This is a genomic window from Cupriavidus sp. HE11, from assembly GCF_056097175.1.
This window is the reverse complement of record NZ_CP184466.1, coordinates 601,426-624,900: the sequence shown is the minus strand read 5'-3', so window position 1 is coordinate 624,900 and position 23,475 is coordinate 601,426. Positions and strand designations below refer to the sequence as shown.

Here is a 23,475-nt window from a genome sequence, read left to right as displayed (position 1 = left end):
AAGGCTTATCTTCATAGCTGCCATTTTTGCGTTAATTTTCCGGGTCTGGCGCCGCAGTGGCACCAGTTCCCGTTGTCGACGGCATTGCCTTTCAGGGAGAAAACGAGCCCGCCGGAATGTCTGTCGTGCGGGCCGTCAGCGTTGACGGGGGCTTGCGCGAGTACTGGCGCGGCGGGGGAGGGGGAGTTGGCCCGATGGGCCTTTGACTTGACCGTGGCGATTCCGAGCACGCTAGCGTTGGCGCGTTGCAGCGACCGTTAGACGGCCGGGGCGGGTGACGCTTAGCGATAGTCACCCAGCACAGTAGCGCGGGTGAATTCCTCGATATTGTCGAGCAGCGCGTCCAGTGCGGTGCCGGATGCGTCGACATCACCGCGCGCGATGGCCGAAGCGACTGCCGCATGTAACTTCGACATGGTCGGCAAGTCAGCGGCCTCCTTGTAGTGCAGATACCAGAAGCGGCGCGACAGGCCGTGCATCAGTCGCATAGAGCCTTCCGCGAATTCGTTGCGGGCTGCCACCAGGCATAGCTCGTTGAATTCGCGATCCGATCGGACAAATGCTACGTCGTCGCCGTTGCGCGACGATTGCTCGAATTCCTTGGCCAGTCGCTTGAAGTGGTCGCGTTGTTCGGGCGTGGCCCGGCGCGCTGCGCTCCGGCAAATCAGGCGCTCCACCTCGCGGCGGGTTTCCAGTAGCCGCAACTGCCGCGCGACATCCATCGGCGCGATCAGCAGGCCACGCTGCGGTAGCACCATCAGCAGATGTTCGCGCGCCAGCCGCTGAATCGCCTCACGGATCGGCGTGCGCCCGATGCCCGTCATTTCGCTAAGTTGCAGCTCCGAGATCGAACTGCCAGGGGCGAGCTTCAGTGTGACGATGGCTTCCTCGATCTGCTCATAGGCGAGATCGGTCAACTTGCCGCGCTGGACCGCGGTTTCTTCGGGTTCCTGTACGGCCGCGGGACGGGATCGGGTAGCGGATTTTGCAGGCATGGCCACGGTTTGAGTGCACGAGGTCTCATTGTATATGAGCTGTAGGCAGCTTCTGTGCATCCTCCATTCCGCGCTTGCACCCTGGGGCAATTCTGCTACTATCCATGTAATATATTAGATGTGTGCGGAGGTGCGGATGACTGATGACGTGCTGGTCTCGGGGCAGGGCCCATTGACGGTGGTAGCGGTGCACGGCATCCAGGGCACTCGCGCGGTGTGGCTGCCATTGGCTGAGCAATTGGCCGGCCAATGCACATTTATCCTGCCTAACTTGCCAGGACGCGCCGGCGCGTCAATGCCTGCCGATCCGCACGAGTGCACGCTGCAGGCCTACGCCGAGGTACTTCGCCGGGTCATCTGCACGCACGTGTCGGGCCCGTTCGTTCTGGCGGGCTGGAGCCTGGGCGTTTCGATCGCGCTTGCCTACCTGGCGCAAGCTCGTGTGACTTCCCTGCCCATGCCTGCCGAACTGGTCCTGGTGTCCGGCACGCCGCAGCTCGATCAGGTGGCGTGGTTCCCGACGGTGTCATCGGAGCCGGCGCTACGCGATGCCATTGCCGCGCGCGAACGGCGACTGGGTCTGCGCGAGGCGGCCGACCATCAAACCGTCGCGTGGACCTGGATGTCGATACGTGACACCGACCAGCGTGCCGAACTGCGCCACGTTACCTGTCCCACGCGGGTCATTCACGGCAGCGCGGACGACGATTGCCCTTTGCATCATGGCGAGGCGCTGGCGAACGGTATCCCGGGCGCCGGGCTTTACGTGTTGCAGGGCGCCGGACATAACGTGCTCACGCAGCAGACCGCCGAGATTGCCGATGCGCTGCGCTTGCACTGGCGCGCCAGCAAATCCATATCGGACAAGACAGCCCCCCCTGGAGACAGCATGAGAATGGAAGATCTGGTGTACTTTTGCGCACCCGCACGGCTGATTGTCGGTCCCGGTAGCCGTGCACAGTTGCCTGCGCTGCTGAACCGGCTGGACTACCGGCGCGGACTGATCGTGACCGATACGTTCTTTACGCAAGCCACGCCGTGGGTTGACGAACTGGTCAATGCTGCGCAGGAACAAGGCGTGGAATTGATGGTGTATGACGGCGGCATGCCGGACCCCACCACGACGCTTTGCGATGCGGCCACGGCATCGGTGCGCGATCGGATGCGTGACCGACCGTTCGATCTGGTGATTGCGCTGGGTGGCGGCAGCAACATCGATCTGGCCAAGGCGCTATGCCTGACCTTACCGGATGGCAGGCCGGTGCGCACGTTCCTGGGACGTATCGATGCGCAGACGCCGATCCTGCCACTGGTGGCCCTGCCGACCACCGCGGGCACAGGTTCGGAGGCCACGCCCGGCGCCATCCTGGTGGACCCGGAAAACGCAACGAAGGTGGCTGTGATGGACAACCGGCTACGCCCGGCCATCGCACTCATCGATCCCGAGTTCACCTATACCTGTCCGCCACGTGTCACCGCCGACGCGGGCATTGATGCGTTGACCCACGCGATCGAGTCATACTTGACGCGCGACTCCGCGGATTTTGATCGCGCGGGCGACCCCGATCCGGGCTATAGCGGGCGCAACGCGCTGACCATGCTGTTCGCGCAGGAGTCGATCCGGCTGTGCAGGCAGTTCCTGATGCGCAGCTACCGCCATGGCGATGACGAGGCGGCGCGCTGCGGCATGAGCTACGCGAGCCTGTTCGCGGCGCTGTCGTATGGCAGCGCAGGGTTGAACGCCGTGCACGGCATCGCCTACGCGGTGGCCGGGTTCACACATCTGTCGCACGGCACGACCAATGCGGTGATGCTGCCGTACGTGCTCGATGCGCTGCGCGATGTTCGCCGCGACGAACTTATAGCGATTGCCAGGCTATTCGGCATCGACACGCCCGATCCCGAAAACGCCGCGGCCCAGCTGCCTGTGGTCATGCGGGATCTGGTGCAGGCGCTCGGCATCCCCACCACGCTCAAGGATTGCCGGATTGCCCAGGACGATCTCGACCAGCTCACCCGCGATGCCTTGGCGGTGGACCGCCTGGCCAAGGCGTTGCCGGTGCCCGACGTGGCCGCGCGATATGCCGCAATCGTGCGCCATGCCTGGGCGGGAACGCTGGCCGCTGAAGCGTCGTTGTCGGCGCCGCGGCGCGCGGCCTAGCGCCCATCCCACCTCAACGTCATCACCGCACCACGTCCAGACACGACCGTCATGCGGTAAACCATTACTTGAACATCAAATATGTACAACTAATATATTACGAAAGCTGTTCCCCAAAACGCGCCGCCAATGAGCGCGTTCAACGATACAGGAGACAACCATGGATATGTCAGGCGCCCTCAAGCTGGAGGCAGGCATTGCCGCCCGGCTGGAACGATTGCCGATGACCGGCTATCAGCGTTCGCTGTTCGGCATCATTGCCACGGCGTGGTTTTTTGATTCGATGGACCTTGGGCTGATGACGTTCGTCCTGGGATCGATCAAGGCCGAATTCGGCCTGACGGCCACACAGGCCGGCATGCTGGCCAGTTCCAGTTTCCTGGGCATGTTCCTCGGCGCCGCCGTGGCGGGGCTGCTGGCTGATCGATTCGGCCGCAAGCCGGTGTTCCAGGTCAGCATGATCTTCTGGGGCGTGGGCAGCCTGATGTGCGGGCTGGCGGACAACGTAACCACGCTGATGCTGTATCGCGTGCTGCTTGGTTTCGGCATGGGCATGGAATTTCCGATCGGATTGTCGATGGTTTCGGAAATCGTGCCGGCCAAGAGTCGCGGCAAGTATGTTGCTGTCCTGGAAGGCTTCTGGCCGATCGGCTTCATTGCGGCGGGTGCGCTGACTTATGCAGTGCTGCCCATGATTGGCTGGCGCGGTATCTTCATGGCGCTGGCCGTGCCGGCGGTGTTCGTGTTCGTGGTGCGCCGTATCGTGCCCGAATCGCCACGCTGGCTGGAGGACGTCGGCCGCAAGCGCGAGGCTGACGCAGTCATGGCCGGCATCGAGCAACGCGTGGAACGGGCGTGGGGTCGCGCGCTGCCCCCGGTGTCGGCGGTGTATCAGGGCACCTCGGCATCGAACCGCAAGGTGCGTTTCATGGAACTGTGGGCAGGGCCTTATGCACGCCGCACGATCATGCTCTGGTCGGTCTGGTTCTTTGCCCTGCTGGGCTATTACGGGCTGACCACCTGGCTGGGTGCACTGCTGCAGCAGGCCGGCTATGCCGTGACCAAATCGGTGCTCTACACGGTCTACATTTCGCTGGCGGGCATTCCGGGCTTCATGTTCTCGGCCTGGCTGCTCGAAAAATGGGGCCGCAAGCCCACCTGTGCGCTGATGCTGTTGGGCAGCGCGGTGGCGGCGTACGCCTACGGCCAGGCGGCCGTGCACAAGGTGCCCGTGGAGCAACTCATTGCCGCCGGGCTGTGCATGCAGTTCTTCCTGTTTGGCATGTGGTCGGTGCTTTATGCCTACACCCCGGAGTTGTATCCCACGCGGTCGCGTGCCACGGGTTCGGGCTTCGCATCCTCGATTGGCCGCATAGGTTCGCTGGCGGGCCCCTACCTGGTGGGCGTGCTGCTGCCGGTGACGGGGCAGGGTGGGGTGTTTACGCTTGGCGCGCTGTCATTCGCGCTGGCCGCCGCCGTCGTGCTGCTGCTCGGGGTGGAAACACGCGGCAAGGCGCTGGAAGAGGTGTCGCGCTAGCCGACCGGACGCGGCCACATGCCGCGATGAACGAACGAGATGGGCGCCCCTGTCGGCACAGGGGTTTTTTTTGAATCGTCGTGCATACATATCCAACTGATATGTTAGTTCGGCAATCCGAATGCATTGTATCGACTCTTGGAGACGCATCATGATGACCGAACGTCAACGCAAGTTCAGGGAGCAGTACAAGGCCGATATCAGCCCCCTATACAACGGCCTGCTGCATATCACCGTGATTTACGGCGTGGGAAGCACGGCGTTGTACTGGGCCATCCAGCAGCTGCACAACGTGACGTGGGAGTGGGCGCTGATACTGCCAGTCTTTCTGGCCGGCAATTTCGTGGAATGGGCAATGCACCGCTACGTCATGCATCGTCGTATCGATGTTTTCGCGTTGCGCGCCATCTATGAGCGCCACACGCGCCAGCATCATCAGTACTTTACCGATCAGGAAGCCACGATCGACACCACGCGCGAATTCCGGATCGTGTTCTTTCCCTGGCGCGTGCTGGCCACGCTGGGCATTGGCGGCGGCGTACTGGGATATGTTGCCTCACAACTCTTCAATATCAACGCGGGCTACTTCGTATTCATCACGATGGTGGCGCAGTACCTGATCTACGAAACGTTTCACTACTGCTGCCACGTGCACGACAACTGGTTCGTGTGCAACATGCCGTTCGTCAACACGATCCGACGCCACCATACCGCCCACCACAACATGGGCATCATGATGAAATACAACATGAACCTGACCTTCCCGATCGCGGACTACCTCATGGGCACATCGGACCTGCGCCGTGGTCTGATCGGCCATCTCTTCAATGGCTACAGCGAAGCACACATCAAGGAAGAACTGAAGCCGATCATCCGTAAATTCCGTACCGATCATTCCAACGTGACGCTCGATGGCCCGGTGCTGGACGAGGATGAACGGCGCGCGATGGCGCTGTAGCCCAAGGGCCAGAAGCCTGGGGCCCCAAAGGCACTAGCCGGCGACAGCCTCCTCGCGCATGCGACGGGCTTCGTCGCGCAGGAATTGCTGGTAATCGTCCAGATCCCCCTCGAAGGGCTCGACGCCGCCCTTGGTGACCAGCCAGAACTCGTCACACACGGCACGCAGCAGGGCCCGGTCATGGCTGACCAGCATCACGGTGCCTTCGAACTCGTTGAGCGCCATCCCGAGCGCTTCACGGGTGGCCAGGTCCAAGTGGTTGGTCGGCTCGTCAAGCAGCAGCAGGTTAGGGCGCTGCCACACGATCATGCACAACACGAGCCGCGCCTTTTCGCCGCCGCTCATCGTGCTGACTGCCTGATGGACCATGTCGCCACTGAAGTTGAAGGTGCCGAGGAAAGTGCGAAGCGATTGTTCCGTGCCACTCTGGCCGGGGGCGCGCATATGCGGCGGCGTATCCTTCGCGAGGCGGATCATGTGCTCCATGGGCGTATCGAGCGGGCGCAGCACGTCGAGTTCCTGCTGTGCGAAGTAGCCGATGTTCAGGCCCTTGCCCTCGCTGATTTCGCCGGCAATCGGCGCCAGCGAATGGGCCACCGTCTTCACCAGCGTGGACTTGCCCTGGCCGTTGGCGCCGAGAATGCCGATGCGCTGCCCGGCCAGCACAGATCGGTTGATGCCACGCACGATGACCGTGGGCGGGGTGCCCGGCGGTGCGTCGGCCGGTGCCGGGTAGCCAAAGCTCGCGTCCAGCATCGACAACAGCGGGTTCGGGATGTTGAGCGGCTCCTTGAACTCGAAGCTGAACTCTGCGTCGGCGAGCACCGGGGCGATCTTCTCCATGCGTTCGAGCGCCTTGACCCGGCTCTGCGCCTGTTTCGCCTTGGAGGCCTTGGCCTTGAAGCGGTCGATGAACGACTGCAGGTGGGCGATTTTTTCCGCCTGCCTGGCCATCGCGGCCTGCTGCAATACGAGTTGCTCGGCGCGCATGTCTTCGAACTTGCTGTAGTTGCCGCCATAACGCACGAGCTTGGCGTTGTCGACGTGCACCGTCACTTGCGTCACCGCGTCGAGGAATTCGCGGTCGTGGCTGATCACGACAAGCGTGCCCTGGTAGCGCTTGAGCCAGGCTTCCAGCCATACCAGTGCGTCAAGGTCCAGGTGGTTGGTCGGCTCGTCGAGCAGCAGCAGATCGGACGGACACATCAGCGCGCGTGCCAGCTGCAGCCGCATGCGCCAGCCACCGGAGAAACTGTTGACCGGCTGGGTAAGCTGCGCTGCACTGAAGCCGAGCCCCAGGATCAGCGCCTGGGCGCGTGCCGGGGCGTCGTGTGCCCCTGCGTCGTGCAGTGCCATGTAGGCGTGGGCCATGCGCATGCCGTCGTCACTGGCCTCTGCGGCGGCAACTTCGGCCTGGGCATCCAGCAACGCCGTGTCCCCCTCGACGACAAAGTCAGTCGCGCTCTGCTCGGTCTCCGGCATTTCCTGAGCGACCTGGCCCATCTTCCATGCAGCGGGAATCGAGAATTCGCCGCTGTCTTCGTGCAGCGTGCCGTTAAGAAGGGCGAAGAAGGACGATTTTCCGGCGCCATTACGGCCGACAAGGCCAATTTTTTCACCGGGGTTGAAGGTTACGGATGCGCGGTCGAGAACGACATTCACACCGCGACGCAGCGTGACATTGCGGATGGAAATCATAGGGAGCTACTTCAGATAGGACGAGCATGATAGCCGACCGCAGGGGGAGAGTCGGCTGGCCGCTGTGCGGGCGCGAGAAAAGGATGGCGTGCAATCGCCTGATTTGGCGATTTCTAGGGCCCGAAACAAGCCTGGCGCGGCCTGAGGGTATGCGCCGGCTGGTCTCTTTGGGAGCGGACGCCGAGTGTGCGGTCCGCGCCGCAATCGATGGCAATGACCTTCGAGGACGTCAGCTGTCCGATTTTTCGCGCACGGCGTTGCGCAGGTGCAGGCGCATGAAATCGGCGGCCGCTTCCTGCTGACCGGCCAGCAGCATGTCGATCAGCGTGAGGTGCTCGCGGCAGCGGCGCTCGGCCTGGTCGCGATCCACCGCCTTGCGGTATTCCATCAACCGGCGCAAACGGTCCAGTCGACGCAGACCTTCGAGGATGAATGCATTGCCTGAGCAGGCGGCAATGGTTTCGTGCAGGCGGCTGTTGGCATCGAACAGCGCGGCAGCCGTTGCCGTGTGGGCGCCACCGTTGGCCAGTGCTTCCTGTTCGGCGCGACAGCGCAGCAGGGCTTCGCGGTCCAGTTCGAAGGTCGGTTCCAGGATGCCTGCTGCTTCAATCAGCAAGCGATAGCGGTAACCCTGCTTGTACGTCTCGGCGGAAGTGAGCACCGGCAGGAACATCCACCCGTGACCGGGCAGCCGTTCCACCCATCCCTCTTGCGTCATGCGGCGCAGGATCGCACCCAACTGGGCGCGGGTGACGCCATATCGGCGCATCAATTCGTTTTCGGTGAAACGGTCAGGGAGTTCTCCGTTGAGCCGCTCCTCCGCAATCCTGAAATAGATCGCCTCGCTGTCGTCAACGGGTGCGGTATCGGGCTCATGACCGTTTGCTGAAACGGTTGGGCCGCCCTCGGCAACCGCGTAGCCCCCGTCGGGATGGGCACTGACCACGGCTTGCGTCGCCAGGCGGCGCAGCGCCTCGCGTACCGGCGAGCGCGATACGCGGAACTGCTCGGCCAACGCTCGCTCGGGCAGGCGGGTGCCCGGCGCCATGCCGGCGGCAGCAATGTACTGGTGAATGTTTGCCGCAAGGACATCGGCGAGTTGGCGGGCCATGTGGGAAAGCGTTTCGAACCGGTTGGCAGATGCTATCACATCCGATGATGGTCTTCTGATGCGCCAAAGTTCCACAGTCTTCCGTCATTCCGAACGGCTTTCCGTGTCTCGTATTCAAGGTCGGTGAGGCCGACATCGGGTAAACCATGGAAATGTCCCCTGATCCCTTGTCGCACAAGGTCAAGCCGGCTTTGTTCAGCACTCATGGTTCTTTGTTGCTGCAAAAAACCCTTTACATGGTTCTTTGAATTTATAAAATGCCATCCATCGCGTCACCGGACGGCGGCGCAACTCACAAGAACAGGAGACAACAGTGCATCGCAGACAAGTGCTTCAGGCTGGCCTTGCGGCCATCGGCGGACTTTCCATTCTTGAAGCCATGGCGGCCGATGCAACTGGTGTGCCCTCACAAGGACCTTCCGTGAACCAGGATCTCGTTAGTCACGTCAGCGCTCCCGCGTTCCAGCCACCTGCAGGGAGCTGTGACTGCCATGTCCATATCTTTGACGGTGCGCGCTTTCCGTTTGCCGCCAGGCGTTCGTACACGCCCGCCGCGGCGCGCGTGGCAGACCTGATCGCGTTCGAACAGCGGATTGGTATCGATCGCATCGTACTGGTGCAGCCGAGCGTCTACGGCTTTGACAATGCGGCGCTGCTGGACGCGCTGGGGCAGCTTGGCGACCGGGCGCGCGGCGTGGCGGTGGTCAATCTGGAGAAGGCTTCGCCAGCTGATCTGCAAGCCATGCACGCCAAGGGCGTGCGGGGTATCCGCCTGAATCTGGAGGTCAGCGGCCAGCGCAACCACGAATTCGCGCTGACGCAGTTGAAACGCGCGGAGCAATTGGTTGGCCCACTCGGCTGGGCAGTGCAGGTCTATGCGGATGTCGATGTGATTGCCGAACTGGCCGCGGATATCGCTGGCCTCAAGGTGCCGGTGGTGCTCGACCACTTTGCCGGTATCAAGACCCACAAGAAGGACGAACAAAAGGCCGCGTTCGCAACGGTGATCGAATTGGTCAAGCGCGGCAATGCCTACGTGAAACTGTCGGCGCCATATCGCGCATCGCGTAGCGCGCCCAATTTTGAAGACGTTACCGAATTTGCCCAAAAAATGGTCGAGGCGCGTCCGGACCGCCTGGTCTGGGCATCCGACTGGCCCCATACGGGCAGTTCGGGCAACCGAAACGGCAATCTCGATCAGGTCGAGCCCTTCCGCAAGGAGGATGCAGGGCGCGCACTGAACCAGTTGGCAAGCTGGGCAAGTGCGCCCGCGCTGCTGCAACGCATCCTTGTCGACAACCCGGCCCGCCTGTACGGCTTTGGCCGCGCGGCGTCCTGACCCCGCATCCACGATTCAGCAGGAGTTTTCCATGACCATCAAGACCCCCTCGGGCGCTGTGCTGCTCAAGCCCGATCAACTGCCCAACTATGACCGTGGCGGTGGCGCCAGCACGACGCCGCTGGTTGGCCGCTCCGTTGGCTCGGAGAGTTTCATCACCGGTTACACCTCGTTTGCCGGCGGCGTCGAGATTCCGTTCCACAGCCACAACTGCCAGGAAAGCGTGGTGCTGGTGGAGGGCGAGGCGATGCTCGATATCGACGGGCTCGAATACCGCCTCAAGCCGTTGGACACGACGTTCATTCCGCCCAACGTCCCGCATCGCTTTCGCAACCTGTCGAAGACGGCGCCGATGAAGATCCTCTGGATCTACGCGACGACCGACGCCACGCGCACCCTGGTCGATAGCGGCGAAACACGCCCCGTATCGGCCGAACACCAGACCCCCAAGGCTTAATCCAGAGTTTCCATCATGCGCATTCTTGTTCTCCCGGGCGACGGCATCGGCCCCGAAATCGTTGCTGCCTCCATCGATGTCCTGAAACAGGCCGACCAGGCCTTCGATCTGGGACTGCAGTTCGACTATGAAGAGGTAGGTTTCACCAGCCTTGAAAAGCACGGCACCACGCTGCGCCAGGAAGTACTGGACAAGGCGACCTCATACGACGGTGTGATCCTGGGCACCCAGTCGCACGCGGACTATCCGGCGCCGGACAAGGGCGGGCGCAACATCTCGGCCGCGTTCCGTTGCGACCTGGACCTGTACGCCAATGTACGTCCGTCCCGCTCGCGCGAGTTCCTTGGCAAAGGCGCGAAGAATATGGACCTCGTCATCATGCGTGAGGCGACCGAGGGGTTCTATCCGGATCGCAATATGTACGAGGGCTGGGGCGAGATGATGCCGTCGAAGGACATGGCGATCTCGGTGCGCAAGATCACGGCGCATTGCTCGGAGCGCATTGCCCGCCGTTCGTTCGAACTGGCGATGAAGCGCAAGAAGCATGTGACGGCGATCCACAAGGCCAACAGCTTCCATATGACGGACGGCCTGTTCCTGCGCGAAGTGCGCAAGGTGGCTGCCGAATTCCCCGAGGTGAAGTTCGATGACCTGCTGGTCGATGCGTCGACCGCGTACCTGGTACGCGACCCGTCACGCTTCGATGTGATCGTGGCGACGAATTTCTACGGCGACATCCTGTCGGACCTGGCCAGCGAACTGTCGGGCAGCCTTGGTCTGGGCGGCTCGGTGATGGCGGGCGACAACCTTTGCTGCGCGCAGGCCCAGCACGGTTCGGCGCCGGATATCCAGGGCCAGGACAAGGCCAACCCGACGTCGATGATCCTGTCCGTCGCCATGCTTGCGCAATGGCTGGGCGAGCACCGTGCCAAGCCGAACTTCGTTGCAGCCGCTGCGGCCATCGATGCGGCCGTTGACAAGGTGCTGGCTAACCCCGCCACGCGTACCGCGGACCTGGGCGGCACGATGGGCTGTGCCGCCTTCGGCAAGGCCGTCGCCGGGAGCATCGCGAAAGCCTGATTTCCGTCTCGCCACGGTGCGGTTCGGCACGACTGCCGCCGCGCCGTCCCAAACCAAGAAGAACATCCGGAGACAGCATGCACCCACTCAAGTCATGGCTGGCGGTGACGCTCGCCAGTATGTCGCTCATCGGCGGTGCCAGTGCCAGTGGCGGATATCCGTCGAAGCCGGTCAGCATCATCGTGCCGTTCGCGCCGGGAGGCGGCAGCGACAACGTGTCGCGCTATATCGCCACGCGCCTCTCGGAGAAGACCAGGGCCCAGTTCCTGATCGACAACCGCCCCGGGGCCGGCACCAATATCGGCAACGAAGCGGCGGCGCGCGCAGCACCGGATGGCCAGACGCTACTGTTCGGCCAGGTCGCGTTGTCGATCAATCCGTTCGTCTACAAAAGACTGCGCTACGACACCGAGAAGGACTTCGTGCCCGTGGTGCAGATTGCCACGTCCCCGACCGTGCTGGTTGTGACGAAGCGTTTCCCAGAGCAGGAACTGACGGGCGTCATCCGGTACATCAAGGCCAATCCAGGCAAGGTCAACTTCGCCTCGGGCGGCAAGGGGACCTCGGTGCATCTGGCGGGTGAGCTGTTCCGCAGCATGATCAATGCGGAGATGATCCATGTCCCTTACAAGGGCAGTGGCCCGGCAGTCACCGATCTCATTGGCGGCCAGGTCCAGATGATGTTTGATACCGCAGCGTCGGCACTCCCCCAACTCAAGGGCGGCAAGCTGCGCGCCATTGCTGTCACTGGCTCCCATCGCGTGCCGGAACTGCCCGACGTGCCGACGTTTGCCGAAGCCGGCCTGGCCGGCTTCGATGCTCCGGCGTGGTACGGGTTGCTGGCACCTGCCGGTACGCCGAAACCGGTGATCCAGTTCCTGAACGCGCAGGTCAACGACATCCTCAAGGAGCCAGCGACGAAGCAGCGGCTGGCCCAGCTTGGCGCGGAGCCTGCCGGCGGGTCGCCCGAAGATCTCGCCCGCTTCATGCGTGCCGAGTCGGCCAGATGGTCGACCGTAGTGAAGGCTGCGAACGTAGCAGCCGACTAGCCAAACTCTCAACCCTCTGTCGCATCGGTGCCATCGCGCTGGTGCGCTGCGCCATGGCGGAGTATCCAGCCGCCAAGGGCAGGATTTTGTCTTGAAGAGAAGGACCGTTATGTACTCCCACCCGATGTCGATGGATGCGGATGCGTCGCCCGACGCCGCAAAGCAGGAAGTGCGGCGCCGCGCGATGAGCAAGAACGCCTGGCGCCTGCTGCCGTTGCTGACGCTGGCATTTATCTTCAACTACATCGATCGCACCAGTGTGGGCTTCGCGGCGTTGACGATGAATCAGGATATCGGCCTCACACCGGCCCAGTTCGGATGGGGCGCCGGCATCCTGTTTGCCAGTTATTGCCTGTGCGAAATTCCGAGCAACCTTGCGCTCTACAAGTACGGGGCGCGCCGCTGGCTGGCGCGGATCATGATTACCTGGGGCATCGCGGCGACGGCGACGGCATTGGTACAAGGTCCGACAAGCTTCTATGTGTTGCGCCTGCTGCTCGGCGTGGCCGAGGCCGGCTTCTTTCCCGGCGTGACGTTCTTTCTGGCGTGCTGGTTTCCGGCGCAGTACCGCGTGCGCGTGCTGGCATTTTTCATGCTGGGCGTACCGCTGTCGTCGGTGATTGGCGGCCCGATGTCGAGCCTGCTGCTGCAACTCGACGGGCTGCTCGGCATGCACGGCTGGCAGTGGATGTTCATCGTGCAAGGCCTGCCGGCCGTGTTTATCGGCATCGCCGTGCTGATCCTGCTGCGCGACCATCCGAAGGATGCGCACTGGCTGACCGACGAAGAGCGTAGCGAACTGATCCAGATGCTCGAGGACGAGCCGCGTCAGAAGCCCAAGAAGGCGCTGTTTGGTGCGCTGAAGGATGGCCGCGTCTTGCTGTTGGCCGCCATCCAGTTCGGTTTCGTGCTTGGCTCGTACGGCATCGGCATCTGGCTGCCACTGATCTTGAAGGGTCGTGGCTACAGCACGATTTCCGTGGGCTTTCTCTCGACCATCCCATATATCGCCGCCGTGATTGGCATGCTGATCTGGGCGCGCATCGTGGATCGCAGCGGCAAAACCATCCTGAACCTTGCCCTGGCGTGCGTGCTCGGCGCCGTAGGACTGGCGCTGTCCACGGCGGTCGATGGGTTCACCTGGGAACTGGCTGGTCTCAGTATCGCCATTGTCGCCGTCAGCTCCGCACGGGCGATTTTCTGGACGATCCCGACGCGCTTCCTTACCGGTGTGGCGGCGGCCGGAGGGCTCGCCTTCATCAACTCGATCGGCACACTGGGCGGATTTGCCGGCCCCTACCTGATGGGCTACCTGAAGGAGACGACAGGGCATTTTTCCGCAGGCATCTGGGCATTGGCGCCATCCTGATGGTCTCGGCATCGCTCACCGCATCGCTCACGTTGCTCGTCCGCAAGGACGGAGCCATCTCGAAAACACTTATTCCATAGCTCGGTCTTACGAAGGATAGCCATGTCTCAAACCATTACGACCTACAACCCAAACACCGGTGCCGTCCTGCAAACCTATGAGGGCTGGACTGCCGAGCAGATCGAAACTGCCGTCAGTGTCGGGCATGCCGCAGCGAAGGCGTGGGGTCAGCAGCCGCTGGCCGAACGTATGGCAGCGGTGCGCCGGCTGGCCGATGAATTGCGTCGTCAGGCAAGGCCATTCGCGGAGCTGATGACTGCGGAAATGGGGAAAATCCTGGCGGAGGCCGCCGGGGAGATGGAGAAGTCCGCTGTCACCGCGCTCTACTATGCCGACAACGCTGCCCGTATCCTGGCCGACGAGAAGGCCAGCATCGACGGGGTGGACGCATGGGTCAGCTACGAGCCGATCGGACTGGTGCTGGCGGTGATGCCGTGGAACTTCCCGGTATGGCAGGTCATGCGTTTCGCGATTCCCACGATTGCAGCCGGCAATGGCGTGTTACTGAAGCATTCGCCGAACGTCACGGGCTGCGCGCTGGCGCTGGAGAAGCTGTTTCTCGATGCAGGCCTGCCAAAGCACCTTATCACTACGTTGGTGGTGGCCGAGCCGCAAGTCCCGGCGGTGATCAACGGCCTGATCCAGGACGACCGGATTGCCGCCGTGACACTGACGGGCTCCAATCGTGCGGGTGCAGCGGTTGGCGCGGCGGCAGGGCGCGCATCGAAGCGGTCGGTGCTGGAACTGGGCGGCTCCGACGCCTTCATCGTGCTGGAGGATGCCGACCTCGACAAGGCCGTGGCCGCGGCCGTCAAGGCGCGTTTCAACAACGCCGGCCAGAGCTGCGTCTGCGCCAAGCGCTTCATCGTTGCGGAAGGCATTGCCAAGGCATTTACCGAGCGATTTGTGCTGGCGACCCAGGCGCTGGTCGTAGGCAACCCGAACGATTCGGCCACACAGATGGGCCCGCTGGCGCGTGCCGACCTGCGTGACGCGCTGGACCAGCAGGTGCGTCGGTCGATAGAAGCGGGCGCTGTGCTGCTGGCCGGCGGCAAGGCTGCAGAGGGCCCGGGCAATTTCTATGCGCCGACGGTGCTCGGCAATATGCGGCCCGGCATGGCGGCCTTCGACGAAGAGACCTTTGGCCCGGTGGCTGCCATCGCGGTCGCCAAGGACGATGCGGACGCCGTGCGCCTGGCCAATGCCACGCCGTTCGGGCTATCGGTCAGCGTGTGGTCGGGTTCAAACCAGCGCGCACTGGCCGTGGCCAGGGGCATCAACAGTGGCGCGGCCTTCATCAATGCGATGACAGCATCGGATGCGCGTGTGCCGTTTGGTGGCACGAAGAAGTCGGGGTACGGCCGTGAGCTTGCCGCCGCCGGCATCCGTGAATTCACCAACGCGCGGACCTATTGGTCCGTCGTATCCGCCTGAACGTCTCGGACGTATGCCCTGGACAAACCAGGGCAACTGCCTTGTCCAAGCCTTGACTACCGCCGACAGCCCACTTACCTGCGAGCCATTCGTCTTCCTACGGGATGACTGGCGACGTTGCATCCGGCGTAGCCAGCGTATCGGGTGTATCAGGATTCTGGTGAAACAGCGCCAAGACTTGTCTTCGCAGCCACTTCACGGCTGGGTCCTCGTGATTGCGCGGATGCCATCCCATCGCGAGCTTGTAGTTCTCAGTCGGAAATGGCAGGTCGAAAACATCAACGATCGAAGCAAATGGCAGCATCAACATGCGTGGGAGTGTGCAGACGTAGTCAGAGGTACGTAGTATCTCGGGCACCATCATGACCTGCGGCACGGACAGGACAATATTGCGTTGCCGTCCGTCTCTTTCCAGATAGGCATCCATGTAGCCCCTGAGATTGTTTCGTTCCGGTGTCACCACAACGTGCCGCAGCGCGCAGTAGGCGTCGAGATCGAGCGTGTCGGTGCCGCGAGGATGTGCCTTGCGCTGCGCCATGGCGAAGGGTTCTTCGATCAAGGGCTGGCTACTCAAGCCTTGCGGCACTACCCGGTCGGCATCAATCACCAGGTCGATTTCCGCCTCTTCCATGTGGGTCGCGATGCGTTCCTCATCGGTCACGCTGAATGCAACGCGCACGTTGTCTCCAGCGTTTGCGGCCAGGCGCGCGATCAGTGGCAGGCCAACCACGCTTGTGGCGTTGTCGCTGATCGCCACTTTGAACGTTCGTGCATTTGTGAATGGATCGAAAGTCGGCTCGCTCCGGATGACCGAATCAAGGTTTTTCAGTGCAGAGCGCAGTGGGCCTTGCAATGTCAACGCGCGCGCGGTGGCTGTCATGCCGCGCCCGGTTTGCGACGGAAGCAGCAGCGGGTCATTGAACAACTGCCTGAGCCTGCCAAGTTGCGCCGACAGCGCTGGCTGGCTGATATGAAGCCTGGCGGCCGCTTTCGTCACATTGCACTCGGAAAGCAACGCATCCAGCGAAACCAGCAGATTCAAATCGATTCTGGCGAAGTCCATTAGCTATCCATCTGTCCTATACGACGAATAAAAATAAACGATTTCGCGCATACGTATGCCGGCCTCTATAGTAGGTCAACAACGGATTCGCGGAGATTGGCATGGAAGCGCAAAGAGTTCTGGTGACGGCCGGCGCGTCGGGGATCGGCAGGGAGATTGCCCTGGGTTTCGCGGCGAATGGGGCACAGGTGTTTGTCGTCGACGTCAACGCCGAGGGCCTGGCGGCGCTTGCGCGGGAATCGGCGGCGATCAGAACTGCCGTATGCGACATGTCCAGCCGTGGTGACATCGAGCGCATGGTGCCGGAAGCCGTACAGGTGCTCGGCGGGATCGATGTGCTTGTGAACAACGCTGGTATTTCCGGGCCCACGGCGCCGGTCGAGACATTCGATCCGGACGCGTGGGACGCCGTCATGCGGATCAACCTGGGCGGCACCTTCAATGTCACCCGGCTTGCCATTCCGCACCTCAAACGATCGCGTGCAGGGTCGATCATCGTGATGTCGTCTGTCGCGGGGCGCTTCGGGTACCCCAACCGCAGCGCGTACTCCGTGAGCAAGTGGGGCCTGATTGGCTTTACCAAGACACTCGCACGTGAACTGGGCGAGTTTGGCATTCGCGTGAATGCGATCTTGCCGGGTGCGGTGGCGGGCGAGCGCATCGAGAACGTGCTGGCCGGCCGGGCGCAACTGAGCGGGCGGACGCTGGATGAGGAGCGCAAGGAGGCAATGTCAATCCAGTCGTTGCAGCGGTTTGTCGACCCGCGGGATATCGCCAGGTTGGCCGTCTTTCTGGCGTCGGACGCAGGAAAGTCGATGTCCGGACAGATGCTTCCCATCGACAACGACATGCAGATGGCCTCCTGACCCCGCCCACGCCGGCGACCTTTTCACTCTCAAGGACAAATCATGGCCACATCGCTGCGCGATCAGCTCATTGGCGCCTGGAAACTGGTGTCCTACGTGGAGACGCCCGTTGACGGTTCCGCGCCGTTCCACCCATTTGGCGAGACGCCCCAGGGCATCATCATGTACACGCCAGATGGCTTCATGTCCGCGCAGCTATGTCGCCCGGACCGTGCGCCCTTTGCTTCCGGAGACTGGTTCAACGGGACGCCCGCAGAGTACGAGGCCGAAGCCAGTTCCTACATTGCCTACACCGGGCCATTTCATGTCGATGAAGACAGCCTGACGCTGACGCACTCGATGTTCATCTCGTTGTTTCCAAATTGGGTGGGGCAGACCCAGCCGCGCGTCGTGCGGATCGAGGGCGATCTCCTGAACCTCAGCAGCGCCAGTCCGATACAGTCGTCCGGCAAAACGGTCATGTCATCGCTGCAGTGGAAGCGCGCCACCCGGGCGTGAATCTCGCGACGCGACGATCGACGATTCCTCGGCAGAGATTCCACGAGGCGGCGCAGGCATAGTGACAGCAGACAGGAGGCGGATATGAATCCCCTGGCTCGATTCTCCAACGACAGCACGCTGCTCGCAGAGCTTGAGGCGGTGTACAAGGACCTTCATCAGCACCCGGAATTGTCGATGCAGGAAGTCAGGACCGCCCGGATCGCCGCGGACTTCGTCGAGGCGCTCGGCTACGAAGTGACGCGGGAGATCGGCGTGACCGGGGTTGTCTGCGTGTTACGCAATGGCGAGGGTGCCACGGTCATGCTTCGCGCAGACATGGACGCTCTGCCGATGGAAGAAAATACGGGGCTGCCCTATGCCAGTACCGAACGTGCCGTGGACGAGGATGGCATGGAAGTTGGCGTGGCGCACTCTTGTGGGCACGATTTCCACACGACGTGGCTGATGGGCGTGGCGCAGATCCTGGCAACGCGCAGAGACGCATGGCGCGGCACGGTCGTGCTGGTATTCCAGCCGGGCGAAGAGGTGGCGCGCGGGGCCTCGGCCATGGTCAGGGACTGGGATGACCAGCGCTTTCCAAGGCCAGACATCATTCTTGGCCAGCACGTGATGGTGGGGCCAAGTGGTACCGTCAGCTATCGGCCAGGCGTCATCCTGTCGGCCGGCGACAGCCTGAAAGTGAGACTGTTCGGGCGGGGATCGCATGGGTCGCAGCCGCAGACCTCGATCGATCCCGTGATCATGGCCGCATCGACGACGTTGCGTCTGCAGACCATAGTGTCGCGCGAGATATCGCCGCTGGACAACGCGGTCCTGACCATCGGCTCGCTGCAGGCTGGCACCAAGGAGAACATCATCCCGGACGAGGCAACGATCAAGCTCAACATGCGCACGTTCGACGAAGATGTCCGCGAGTACATGCTGTCGTCGATTCGACGGATCTGTTGCGCCGAATGCGATGCGTCCAACGCCGAGCGGAAACCCGAGTTCACCACGCTCAGCAGCTATCCGCTCACCGAGAACGACGACGGGGCCACGCAAAGGGTGGCGACGGCGTTTGCCGCGGAGTTTGCCGAGCGTGCCTACGAAACCAAACCAGCGTCAGCCAGCGAGGACTTCAGTATTTTTGGCCGGACATGGGGCGTGCCCTACGTGTTCTGGTTTGTCGGTGGCACGGACGCGGACGTCTTTGCCCAGGCAAAACAGGAAAAGCAGATCAACAAACTTCCCAGCAATCATTCGCCAAAGTTCGCCCCTGTCATTCACCCCACGCTTGAAACCGGCCTGCAGGCCATGCTGACAGCCGCCTCGGCCTGGCTGTGCCCGGGGCAAGCGCCGTAATGGAACACAGCCTGTTTGTTGTCGCCGATCTTCTCGGCACCTTCGCGTTTGCGGTAAGTGGCGCAGTCGCTTCCGAACAGCGTCATCTCGATGTGTTCGGCGTGCTGGCGATTGCCTTCGTCACGGCCTGCGGTGGGGGAATCGTCCGGGATGTCTGCCTTGGCGCGCTACCTCCTGCCGGTCTGGCGGATTGGCGCTACCTGGCATGTGCGGCAATGGCGGCGGCGATCGCGATGTGGGCCCGGAAGGTGATCGATCTCATCCGGCATCCGGTCCTGTTCTTCGATTCGCTAGGGCTCGGATTCTTCGCGGTCGTGGGGGCTCACAAGACACTGCAGTTTCACGATAACGTTGAGTTGGCAGCGATGCTGGGCGTGGTGACCGCCGTCGGCGGTGGGGTGCTGAGAGACGTCCTGCTTAACAGGGTGCCGGTGATCTTGCAGAAGGAGATCTACGCGGTCGCTGCGCTTGCGGGCGCTGCGTGCCAGGTGTTCGGCGAAAAAATGGATTGGTCCCTGGCGACGACCCCGTGGTTAGCGACCGCTATCTGCTTTGCCATCCGGGCGCTGGCGTTGCGATATTCCTGGAGCCTTCCCGTGCCAGGAAGGCGGAAAGACGGGGCATAGCCGCCATATTCAGCAATGCCCCAGCAACCCAGTGTGCGCCGCTTCCGACCCTCCTGCGACGCACGGTGCATGGTTGGGAGGCGACCGTTCGCATAGCGCTACGGTCGCCTGCAGGGCCATCGAATTGGTTTTTACAACCGCGGGAACATCGATTCGCCGCATCCCTGTCTACGATTCTGCTACCCGGAGCGATCGGCGCAAGACCTTGCCAACCGTGGACTTCGGCAGGGCCGCCACAAAATCGAAGTCGCGCGGCACCTTGTAGGCGGTCAGTTCGCCGCGGCAGTGTGCCTGCAATGCCGCGGCGCTCAGGGTCGTGTCTGGAGCCGTTACGACGTAGACCTTGAGCGCCTCGCCGGTGGTGGCGTCGGGTACCCCGATGCACGCACATTCGAGCACACCCGGACATGCGCTGACCACCGCCTCGACTTCATTGGGGAACACGTTGAAGCCGGAGACGATCACCATGTCCTTCTTTCTGTCGACGATCCTGAGGAACCCGTCCGGCGTCAGCATGCCGATATCACCGGTCTTGAAGTAGCCGTCGTCGGTGAAGGCGCTGGCGTTGGCGTCCGGGTTGCGCCAGTAGCCTTGCATGACCTGCGGACCCTTGACACAGATTTCACCTGCTTCGCCGTCAGGCACATCGCGGCCGTCATCGTCGATCAGCCTGACGTCAGTGGATGGCAGCGGCAGGCCAGCAGTGCCGTTGTACGCCTGGACAGATGGCGGGTTGAAGGTGACGATCGGGCTGGTTTCAGACAGTCCGTAGCCTTCGCGAATGAAGTTGCCCGTGATCGCCTGCCATTTTTGCGCGGTGGCAGGCATGATGGCGGCGCCGCCGCCCGCACTGAGGCGCAGACGCGAGAAGTCGACTTCGCGGATACGCGGGTGAGCGGCCAGGGCTGCAAACAGGGTGTTGACGCCGGTGATGAAGGTGCAGCGCGACGCCTTGAGAATATCGACAAAGCGGTCCATGTCGCGCGGGTTGCTCACCAGCCAGTTATGCCCGCCGCGCACGAAGACGGAGATGAAATTCACCGTCAGTGCAAAGATGTGATAGAGCGGAATCGCCGTGACGGCGACCTCGTCGCCGGCATCGGGGTCGCCCGGAAAGATGGCCTTGAACTGTGCGACGTTGGCAATCAGGTTCCGATGCGAAAGCGCAGCGCCCTTGGAAACACCCGTGGTCCCGCCTGTGTACTGCAGGAACAGCAGGTCGCTGCCGCGGACTTCAACAGGCTCCAGCCGCAGTTTGCTGCCTTGCGCAATGGCTTGCCCGAAGGGCGTCGCGTTGGGCAGGGGGGCGTGTGTATCGTTTGCGCCCACGGTGACGACCGTCCGTACGCCGCTGGCTGGCAGCGCGCGGGTCAACGTTCCCACCGTGCCGCCTGCCGCGATGATTGTTTCCACGTCGGCGTCGCGGAGTTGGTGCTCCAGTTCGCTGGCGGTGTACATCGGATTGACATTCACCTGGATCGCACCGATCCGTGCGATGGCGATCTGCGCTATCGGGAAGGCCAGGACGTTGGGCAGCATCACGGCAACCCGGTCGCCGGGACGCACACCGGCCACTGACTGCAACCACGCGGCCAAGGCGCGCGATTGCGCGTCGACCTCGGCGTAGGTCATCGTCAAGCCGTCGCAGGTAAATGCGGGCCGCGATGCGTAGGCCTGCATCGCTTCGTCAAGGAGTACGACAAGCGACGGCGCGGCGTCGGCATCGATGGTGGCGGGAATGTCGCCATAGCTGGCGAGCCAGGGTCTTGTCTGCATACTGCGGTAGGAGAGGGCGGGCCGGATGCAACGCGGGTCAGGCGCGCATCCGGCGGCCGGGGTTGCGAGGGAAGCGGTGGGTCAGGGCGTGACGATGTCGAACTGCGGATTGAACTTGTCGAGCATGCCGAGCCATTGCTGTAGTGCGGCGGGATCCCCCTCCACCTTGGCCTGCCCTGCGGCCATGGCGGCAGGCAGCGTGGTCTGGCCAAGCAGCACGCCGATCAGCGTCATGCGCGGCACACTCAGCGTGACCTGGGCGTCCGTCAGCGTGCGATCTGCCTTGTACAGGAAGACCCCGTTCTCGATGCTCAGGCCGTAGCGCTTGCCGGTGTCAGGCTGGATCCAGTTGATCTTCAGGTTCTGGCCTGCCGCCCGTTCGCCGTTCAGGCGCACGGCCAGGAAGTCCAGGAACATCGAATCGCTCATGGCGCGGATCAGGTCGGGGCTGGCAGACTGCGTGCCCTCCAGCTTGGGTACGCCATTGCGCAGTTCGTAGGCGCCCATCAGGTAGGCACTGCGCCAGGATGCGGCTTCGGCCTGGTAGCCAAGCTGTTCGAGCGCATCGGCTTCCAGATCGCGCGCAGCCTGGTTGGCGGGGTCGGCAAACACGACATGCTTCACCACCTGCGCTACCCAGCGATAGTCGCCCTGCGCATACGACTGGCGCGCCTGCGCCAGCACCTTGTCCGCGCCGCCCATGAACTGAACGTAGCGCTTCGCGGAATCCTCCGGCGGCAACGGGTGCAGGTCGGCGGGGTCGCCGCTGTACCAGCCAAGGTAGCGCTGATAGACGGCCTTGCTGTTGTGGTTGACGGTGCCGTAGTAGTCGCGCAGATCCCACTGGCTGGCCAGCGACGGCGGCAGCTTCACCCGTTCGCCGATCTCTGTCATGGTGTAGCCCTGGTTGGCCAGACGCAACGACTGGTCATGGATGTACTTGTAGGCGTCGCGCTGGTTGGCAAGGAATTGCGCAATATTCTCCTGGCCCCATTTCGGCCAGTGGTGCTGGGCAAACAGCACCTCGGTGCGGCTGCCAAAGCGATCGGCGGCTTCATCCAGTGCCTTCCACCACTGGTTGGCGTCCCGCACCTGGGCGCCGCGGATCGTGTACAGGTTGTGCAGGTTGTGGGTGGCGTCCTCGGCGGCGCACAGCGCCTTCCATTGCGGGAAGTACATGAGCATCTCGGACGGCGCCTCGCTGCCCGGTGCCATCTGGAATTCGATCTGCACGCCGTCGATGGTGCGGCGCTCGCCGGTCTTGCTGATGATGTCGGTCGGCGGGATCAACGTCGTCGTACCCAGCGACACGGTCTTGCCAAGGCCGGCGTCTACCTGGCCGCGCGGGCCCTTGGGCAGCAGTGCGCCGAACATGTACTGCGCGCGACGGCTCATCGCGTTGCCGGCGTAGATGTTCTCAGACACGGCTTCTTCCATGAAGCCTTCGGGTGCGTAGATCTTGACCTTGCCGGACTTGACGTCGTCTTCGCTGACGACCCCCTTCACGCCGCCAAAGTGGTCGACGTGGCTGTGCGTGTAGATCACGGCAACGACGGGCTTCTTAGGGCGGAACTTGTAGAACACGTCCGTGGCCGCGCGCGCGGTCTCGGCAGTGAGCAGCGGGTCGATCACGATCAGGCCGGTGTCGCCCTCTATCACGGTGATGTTCGAAAGGTCAAAGCCGCGCACCTGGTAGATGCGATCGGTCACCTTGAACAGACCGTGCTTCAGATTAAGTTGGGCCTGACGCCACAGGCTGGGATTGACGCTTGCTGGCGCGGTATCGTCGCGCAGGAATGCGTAGGCGTCGAGATTCCAGACCACGCGTCCTTGTGCGTTGCGGATTTCACCGCCATCGAGCGTGCCGATCCAGCCGCGCTGCGCATCTTCGAAATCCTGCCTGTTCTGGAAGGGCAACTGTTTGAGGACACCTGCGTTGGCCTCGCGGGTCGGCGCGGTGGCGTCACCAGGGGAAGCTGCCTGGGCGGCCTGGCTGCTCAGCAGGATCAGGGCTGCGGCCAGCACGGCGGACTTGTGGAACATCATGTCTCCAG

General features: G+C 62.7%; 18 protein-coding genes and 2 pseudogenes. 14 read left to right on the top strand and 6 right to left on the bottom strand.

Going from position 1 to position 23,475, the window contains the following annotated elements:
- Positions 1–281: 281 nt before the first annotated feature.
- Positions 282–995, bottom strand: coding sequence for a GntR family transcriptional regulator (locus ACOABP_RS30750; RefSeq protein WP_474231375.1), 714 nt, complete (start codon positions 993–995; stop codon positions 282–284).
- A gap of 118 nt (positions 996–1,113) precedes the next feature.
- On the opposite strand from ACOABP_RS30750, the pseudogene ACOABP_RS30745 reads away from it, so the two are divergent.
- The 4 genes and pseudogenes from ACOABP_RS30745 to ACOABP_RS30730 all read left to right on the top strand — a co-directional run.
- Positions 1,114–1,809: pseudogene (locus tag ACOABP_RS30745) on the top strand (alpha/beta fold hydrolase); the annotation flags it as partial.
- 75 nt (positions 1,810–1,884) lie between these two features.
- On the top strand, positions 1,885–3,156 hold the full coding sequence (locus ACOABP_RS30740; RefSeq protein ID WP_474231374.1) for an iron-containing alcohol dehydrogenase: 1,272 nt from the start codon (positions 1,885–1,887) through the stop codon (positions 3,154–3,156).
- A gap of 160 nt (positions 3,157–3,316) precedes the next feature.
- On the top strand, positions 3,317–4,693 hold the full coding sequence (locus ACOABP_RS30735; RefSeq protein WP_474230888.1) for an MFS transporter: 1,377 nt from the start codon (positions 3,317–3,319) through the stop codon (positions 4,691–4,693).
- A 151-nt stretch (positions 4,694–4,844) separates the two neighbouring features.
- Positions 4,845–5,651: a sterol desaturase family protein gene (locus ACOABP_RS30730; protein WP_474230886.1), complete on the top strand. Its 807-nt coding sequence runs from the start codon at positions 4,845–4,847 to the stop codon at positions 5,649–5,651.
- Positions 5,652–5,684: 33 nt separating this feature from the next.
- Here ACOABP_RS30730 and ACOABP_RS30725 read toward each other — a convergent pair whose 3' ends face one another.
- On the bottom strand, positions 5,685–7,349 hold the full coding sequence (locus ACOABP_RS30725; RefSeq protein WP_474230885.1) for an ABC-F family ATP-binding cassette domain-containing protein: 1,665 nt from the start codon (positions 7,347–7,349) through the stop codon (positions 5,685–5,687).
- Positions 7,350–7,578: 229 nt separating this feature from the next.
- A complete protein-coding gene (locus tag ACOABP_RS30720; RefSeq protein ID WP_474230884.1) occupies positions 7,579–8,535 on the bottom strand; it encodes a GntR family transcriptional regulator in 957 nt (318 codons plus the stop codon).
- A 346-nt stretch (positions 8,536–8,881) separates the two neighbouring features.
- Here ACOABP_RS30720 and ACOABP_RS30715 point away from each other — a divergent pair, with 346 nt between their 5' ends.
- From ACOABP_RS30715 to ACOABP_RS30690, 6 genes and pseudogenes are all read left to right on the top strand, one after another.
- Positions 8,882–9,799, top strand: a complete 918-nt coding sequence (locus tag ACOABP_RS30715; protein ID WP_474230883.1) for an amidohydrolase family protein — start codon at positions 8,882–8,884, stop codon at positions 9,797–9,799.
- A gap of 31 nt (positions 9,800–9,830) precedes the next feature.
- The gene (locus tag ACOABP_RS30710) at positions 9,831–10,256 is read left to right on the top strand and encodes a cupin domain-containing protein (protein WP_474230882.1); all 426 of its coding nucleotides are present in this window, start codon (positions 9,831–9,833) and stop codon (positions 10,254–10,256) included.
- Between the two features lie 15 nt (positions 10,257–10,271).
- Entirely contained in the window at positions 10,272–11,336 is a 1,065-nt protein-coding gene (locus tag ACOABP_RS30705) for an isocitrate/isopropylmalate dehydrogenase family protein (RefSeq protein WP_474230880.1), read from the top strand.
- A 77-nt stretch (positions 11,337–11,413) separates the two neighbouring features.
- Positions 11,414–12,385 (top strand): Bug family tripartite tricarboxylate transporter substrate binding protein, encoded by a 972-nt coding sequence (locus ACOABP_RS30700; RefSeq protein WP_474230879.1) that lies wholly within the window; start codon positions 11,414–11,416, stop codon positions 12,383–12,385.
- A 109-nt stretch (positions 12,386–12,494) separates the two neighbouring features.
- Positions 12,495–13,834 (top strand): annotated as a pseudogene (locus tag ACOABP_RS30695) (MFS transporter).
- Positions 13,835–13,856: 22 nt separating this feature from the next.
- Complete coding sequence (locus tag ACOABP_RS30690; RefSeq protein ID WP_474230877.1) at positions 13,857–15,248, top strand: aldehyde dehydrogenase family protein; 1,392 nt, start codon at positions 13,857–13,859, stop codon at positions 15,246–15,248.
- Positions 15,249–15,345: 97 nt separating this feature from the next.
- Here the strand turns inward: ACOABP_RS30690 and ACOABP_RS30685 are convergent, their stop codons facing one another.
- The gene (locus ACOABP_RS30685; protein ID WP_474230876.1) at positions 15,346–16,311 is read right to left on the bottom strand and encodes a LysR family transcriptional regulator; all 966 of its coding nucleotides are present in this window, start codon (positions 16,309–16,311) and stop codon (positions 15,346–15,348) included.
- A gap of 101 nt (positions 16,312–16,412) precedes the next feature.
- Here ACOABP_RS30685 and ACOABP_RS30680 point away from each other — a divergent pair, with 101 nt between their 5' ends.
- The 4 genes from ACOABP_RS30680 to ACOABP_RS30665 all read left to right on the top strand — a co-directional run bounded on the left by ACOABP_RS30680 (position 16,413) and on the right by ACOABP_RS30665 (position 19,645).
- The gene (locus tag ACOABP_RS30680) at positions 16,413–17,177 is read left to right on the top strand and encodes an SDR family oxidoreductase (protein ID WP_474230874.1); all 765 of its coding nucleotides are present in this window, start codon (positions 16,413–16,415) and stop codon (positions 17,175–17,177) included.
- A 39-nt stretch (positions 17,178–17,216) separates the two neighbouring features.
- Entirely contained in the window at positions 17,217–17,675 is a 459-nt protein-coding gene (locus ACOABP_RS30675) for a lipocalin-like domain-containing protein (protein ID WP_474231372.1), read from the top strand.
- A gap of 84 nt (positions 17,676–17,759) precedes the next feature.
- Entirely contained in the window at positions 17,760–19,019 is a 1,260-nt protein-coding gene (locus ACOABP_RS30670) for a M20 family metallopeptidase (RefSeq protein ID WP_474230873.1), read from the top strand.
- Positions 19,019–19,645 carry a trimeric intracellular cation channel family protein gene (locus ACOABP_RS30665; RefSeq protein WP_474230872.1) on the top strand — a complete coding sequence of 209 codons (627 nt, stop codon included), beginning with the start codon at positions 19,019–19,021 and terminating at the stop codon, positions 19,643–19,645. Before ACOABP_RS30670 ends, ACOABP_RS30665 begins: the two co-directional genes overlap by 1 nt.
- Positions 19,646–19,813: 168 nt before the next feature.
- Here the strand turns inward: ACOABP_RS30665 and ACOABP_RS30660 are convergent, their stop codons facing one another.
- The gene (locus ACOABP_RS30660; protein ID WP_474230871.1) at positions 19,814–21,421 is read right to left on the bottom strand and encodes an AMP-binding protein; all 1,608 of its coding nucleotides are present in this window, start codon (positions 21,419–21,421) and stop codon (positions 19,814–19,816) included.
- 81 nt (positions 21,422–21,502) lie between these two features.
- Complete coding sequence (locus ACOABP_RS30655) at positions 21,503–23,464, bottom strand: alkyl/aryl-sulfatase (RefSeq protein ID WP_474231371.1); 1,962 nt, start codon at positions 23,462–23,464, stop codon at positions 21,503–21,505.
- Positions 23,465–23,475 lie beyond the last annotated feature (11 nt).

What these genes read in the sequence shown, in the direction of transcription:
- ACOABP_RS30750 (WP_474231375.1), bottom strand. Translation starts at nt 995, where the DNA reads ATGCCTGCAAAATCCGCTACCCGATCCCGTCCCGCGGCCGTACAGGAA.
- ACOABP_RS30740 (WP_474231374.1), top strand. Translation starts at nt 1,885, where the DNA reads ATGAGAATGGAAGATCTGGTGTACTTTTGCGCACCCGCACGGCTGATT.
- ACOABP_RS30735 (WP_474230888.1), top strand. Translation starts at nt 3,317, where the DNA reads ATGGATATGTCAGGCGCCCTCAAGCTGGAGGCAGGCATTGCCGCCCGG.
- ACOABP_RS30730 (WP_474230886.1), top strand. Translation starts at nt 4,845, where the DNA reads ATGATGACCGAACGTCAACGCAAGTTCAGGGAGCAGTACAAGGCCGAT.
- ACOABP_RS30725 (WP_474230885.1), bottom strand. Translation starts at nt 7,349, where the DNA reads ATGATTTCCATCCGCAATGTCACGCTGCGTCGCGGTGTGAATGTCGTT.
- ACOABP_RS30710 (WP_474230882.1), top strand. Translation starts at nt 9,831, where the DNA reads ATGACCATCAAGACCCCCTCGGGCGCTGTGCTGCTCAAGCCCGATCAA.
- ACOABP_RS30705 (WP_474230880.1), top strand. Translation starts at nt 10,272, where the DNA reads ATGCGCATTCTTGTTCTCCCGGGCGACGGCATCGGCCCCGAAATCGTT.
- ACOABP_RS30700 (WP_474230879.1), top strand. Translation starts at nt 11,414, where the DNA reads ATGCACCCACTCAAGTCATGGCTGGCGGTGACGCTCGCCAGTATGTCG.
- ACOABP_RS30690 (WP_474230877.1), top strand. Translation starts at nt 13,857, where the DNA reads ATGTCTCAAACCATTACGACCTACAACCCAAACACCGGTGCCGTCCTG.
- ACOABP_RS30685 (WP_474230876.1), bottom strand. Translation starts at nt 16,311, where the DNA reads ATGGACTTCGCCAGAATCGATTTGAATCTGCTGGTTTCGCTGGATGCG.
- ACOABP_RS30680 (WP_474230874.1), top strand. Translation starts at nt 16,413, where the DNA reads ATGGAAGCGCAAAGAGTTCTGGTGACGGCCGGCGCGTCGGGGATCGGC.
- ACOABP_RS30670 (WP_474230873.1), top strand. Translation starts at nt 17,760, where the DNA reads ATGAATCCCCTGGCTCGATTCTCCAACGACAGCACGCTGCTCGCAGAG.
- ACOABP_RS30665 (WP_474230872.1), top strand. Translation starts at nt 19,019, where the DNA reads ATGGAACACAGCCTGTTTGTTGTCGCCGATCTTCTCGGCACCTTCGCG.
- ACOABP_RS30660 (WP_474230871.1), bottom strand. Translation starts at nt 21,421, where the DNA reads ATGCAGACAAGACCCTGGCTCGCCAGCTATGGCGACATTCCCGCCACC.
- ACOABP_RS30655 (WP_474231371.1), bottom strand. Translation starts at nt 23,464, where the DNA reads ATGTTCCACAAGTCCGCCGTGCTGGCCGCAGCCCTGATCCTGCTGAGC.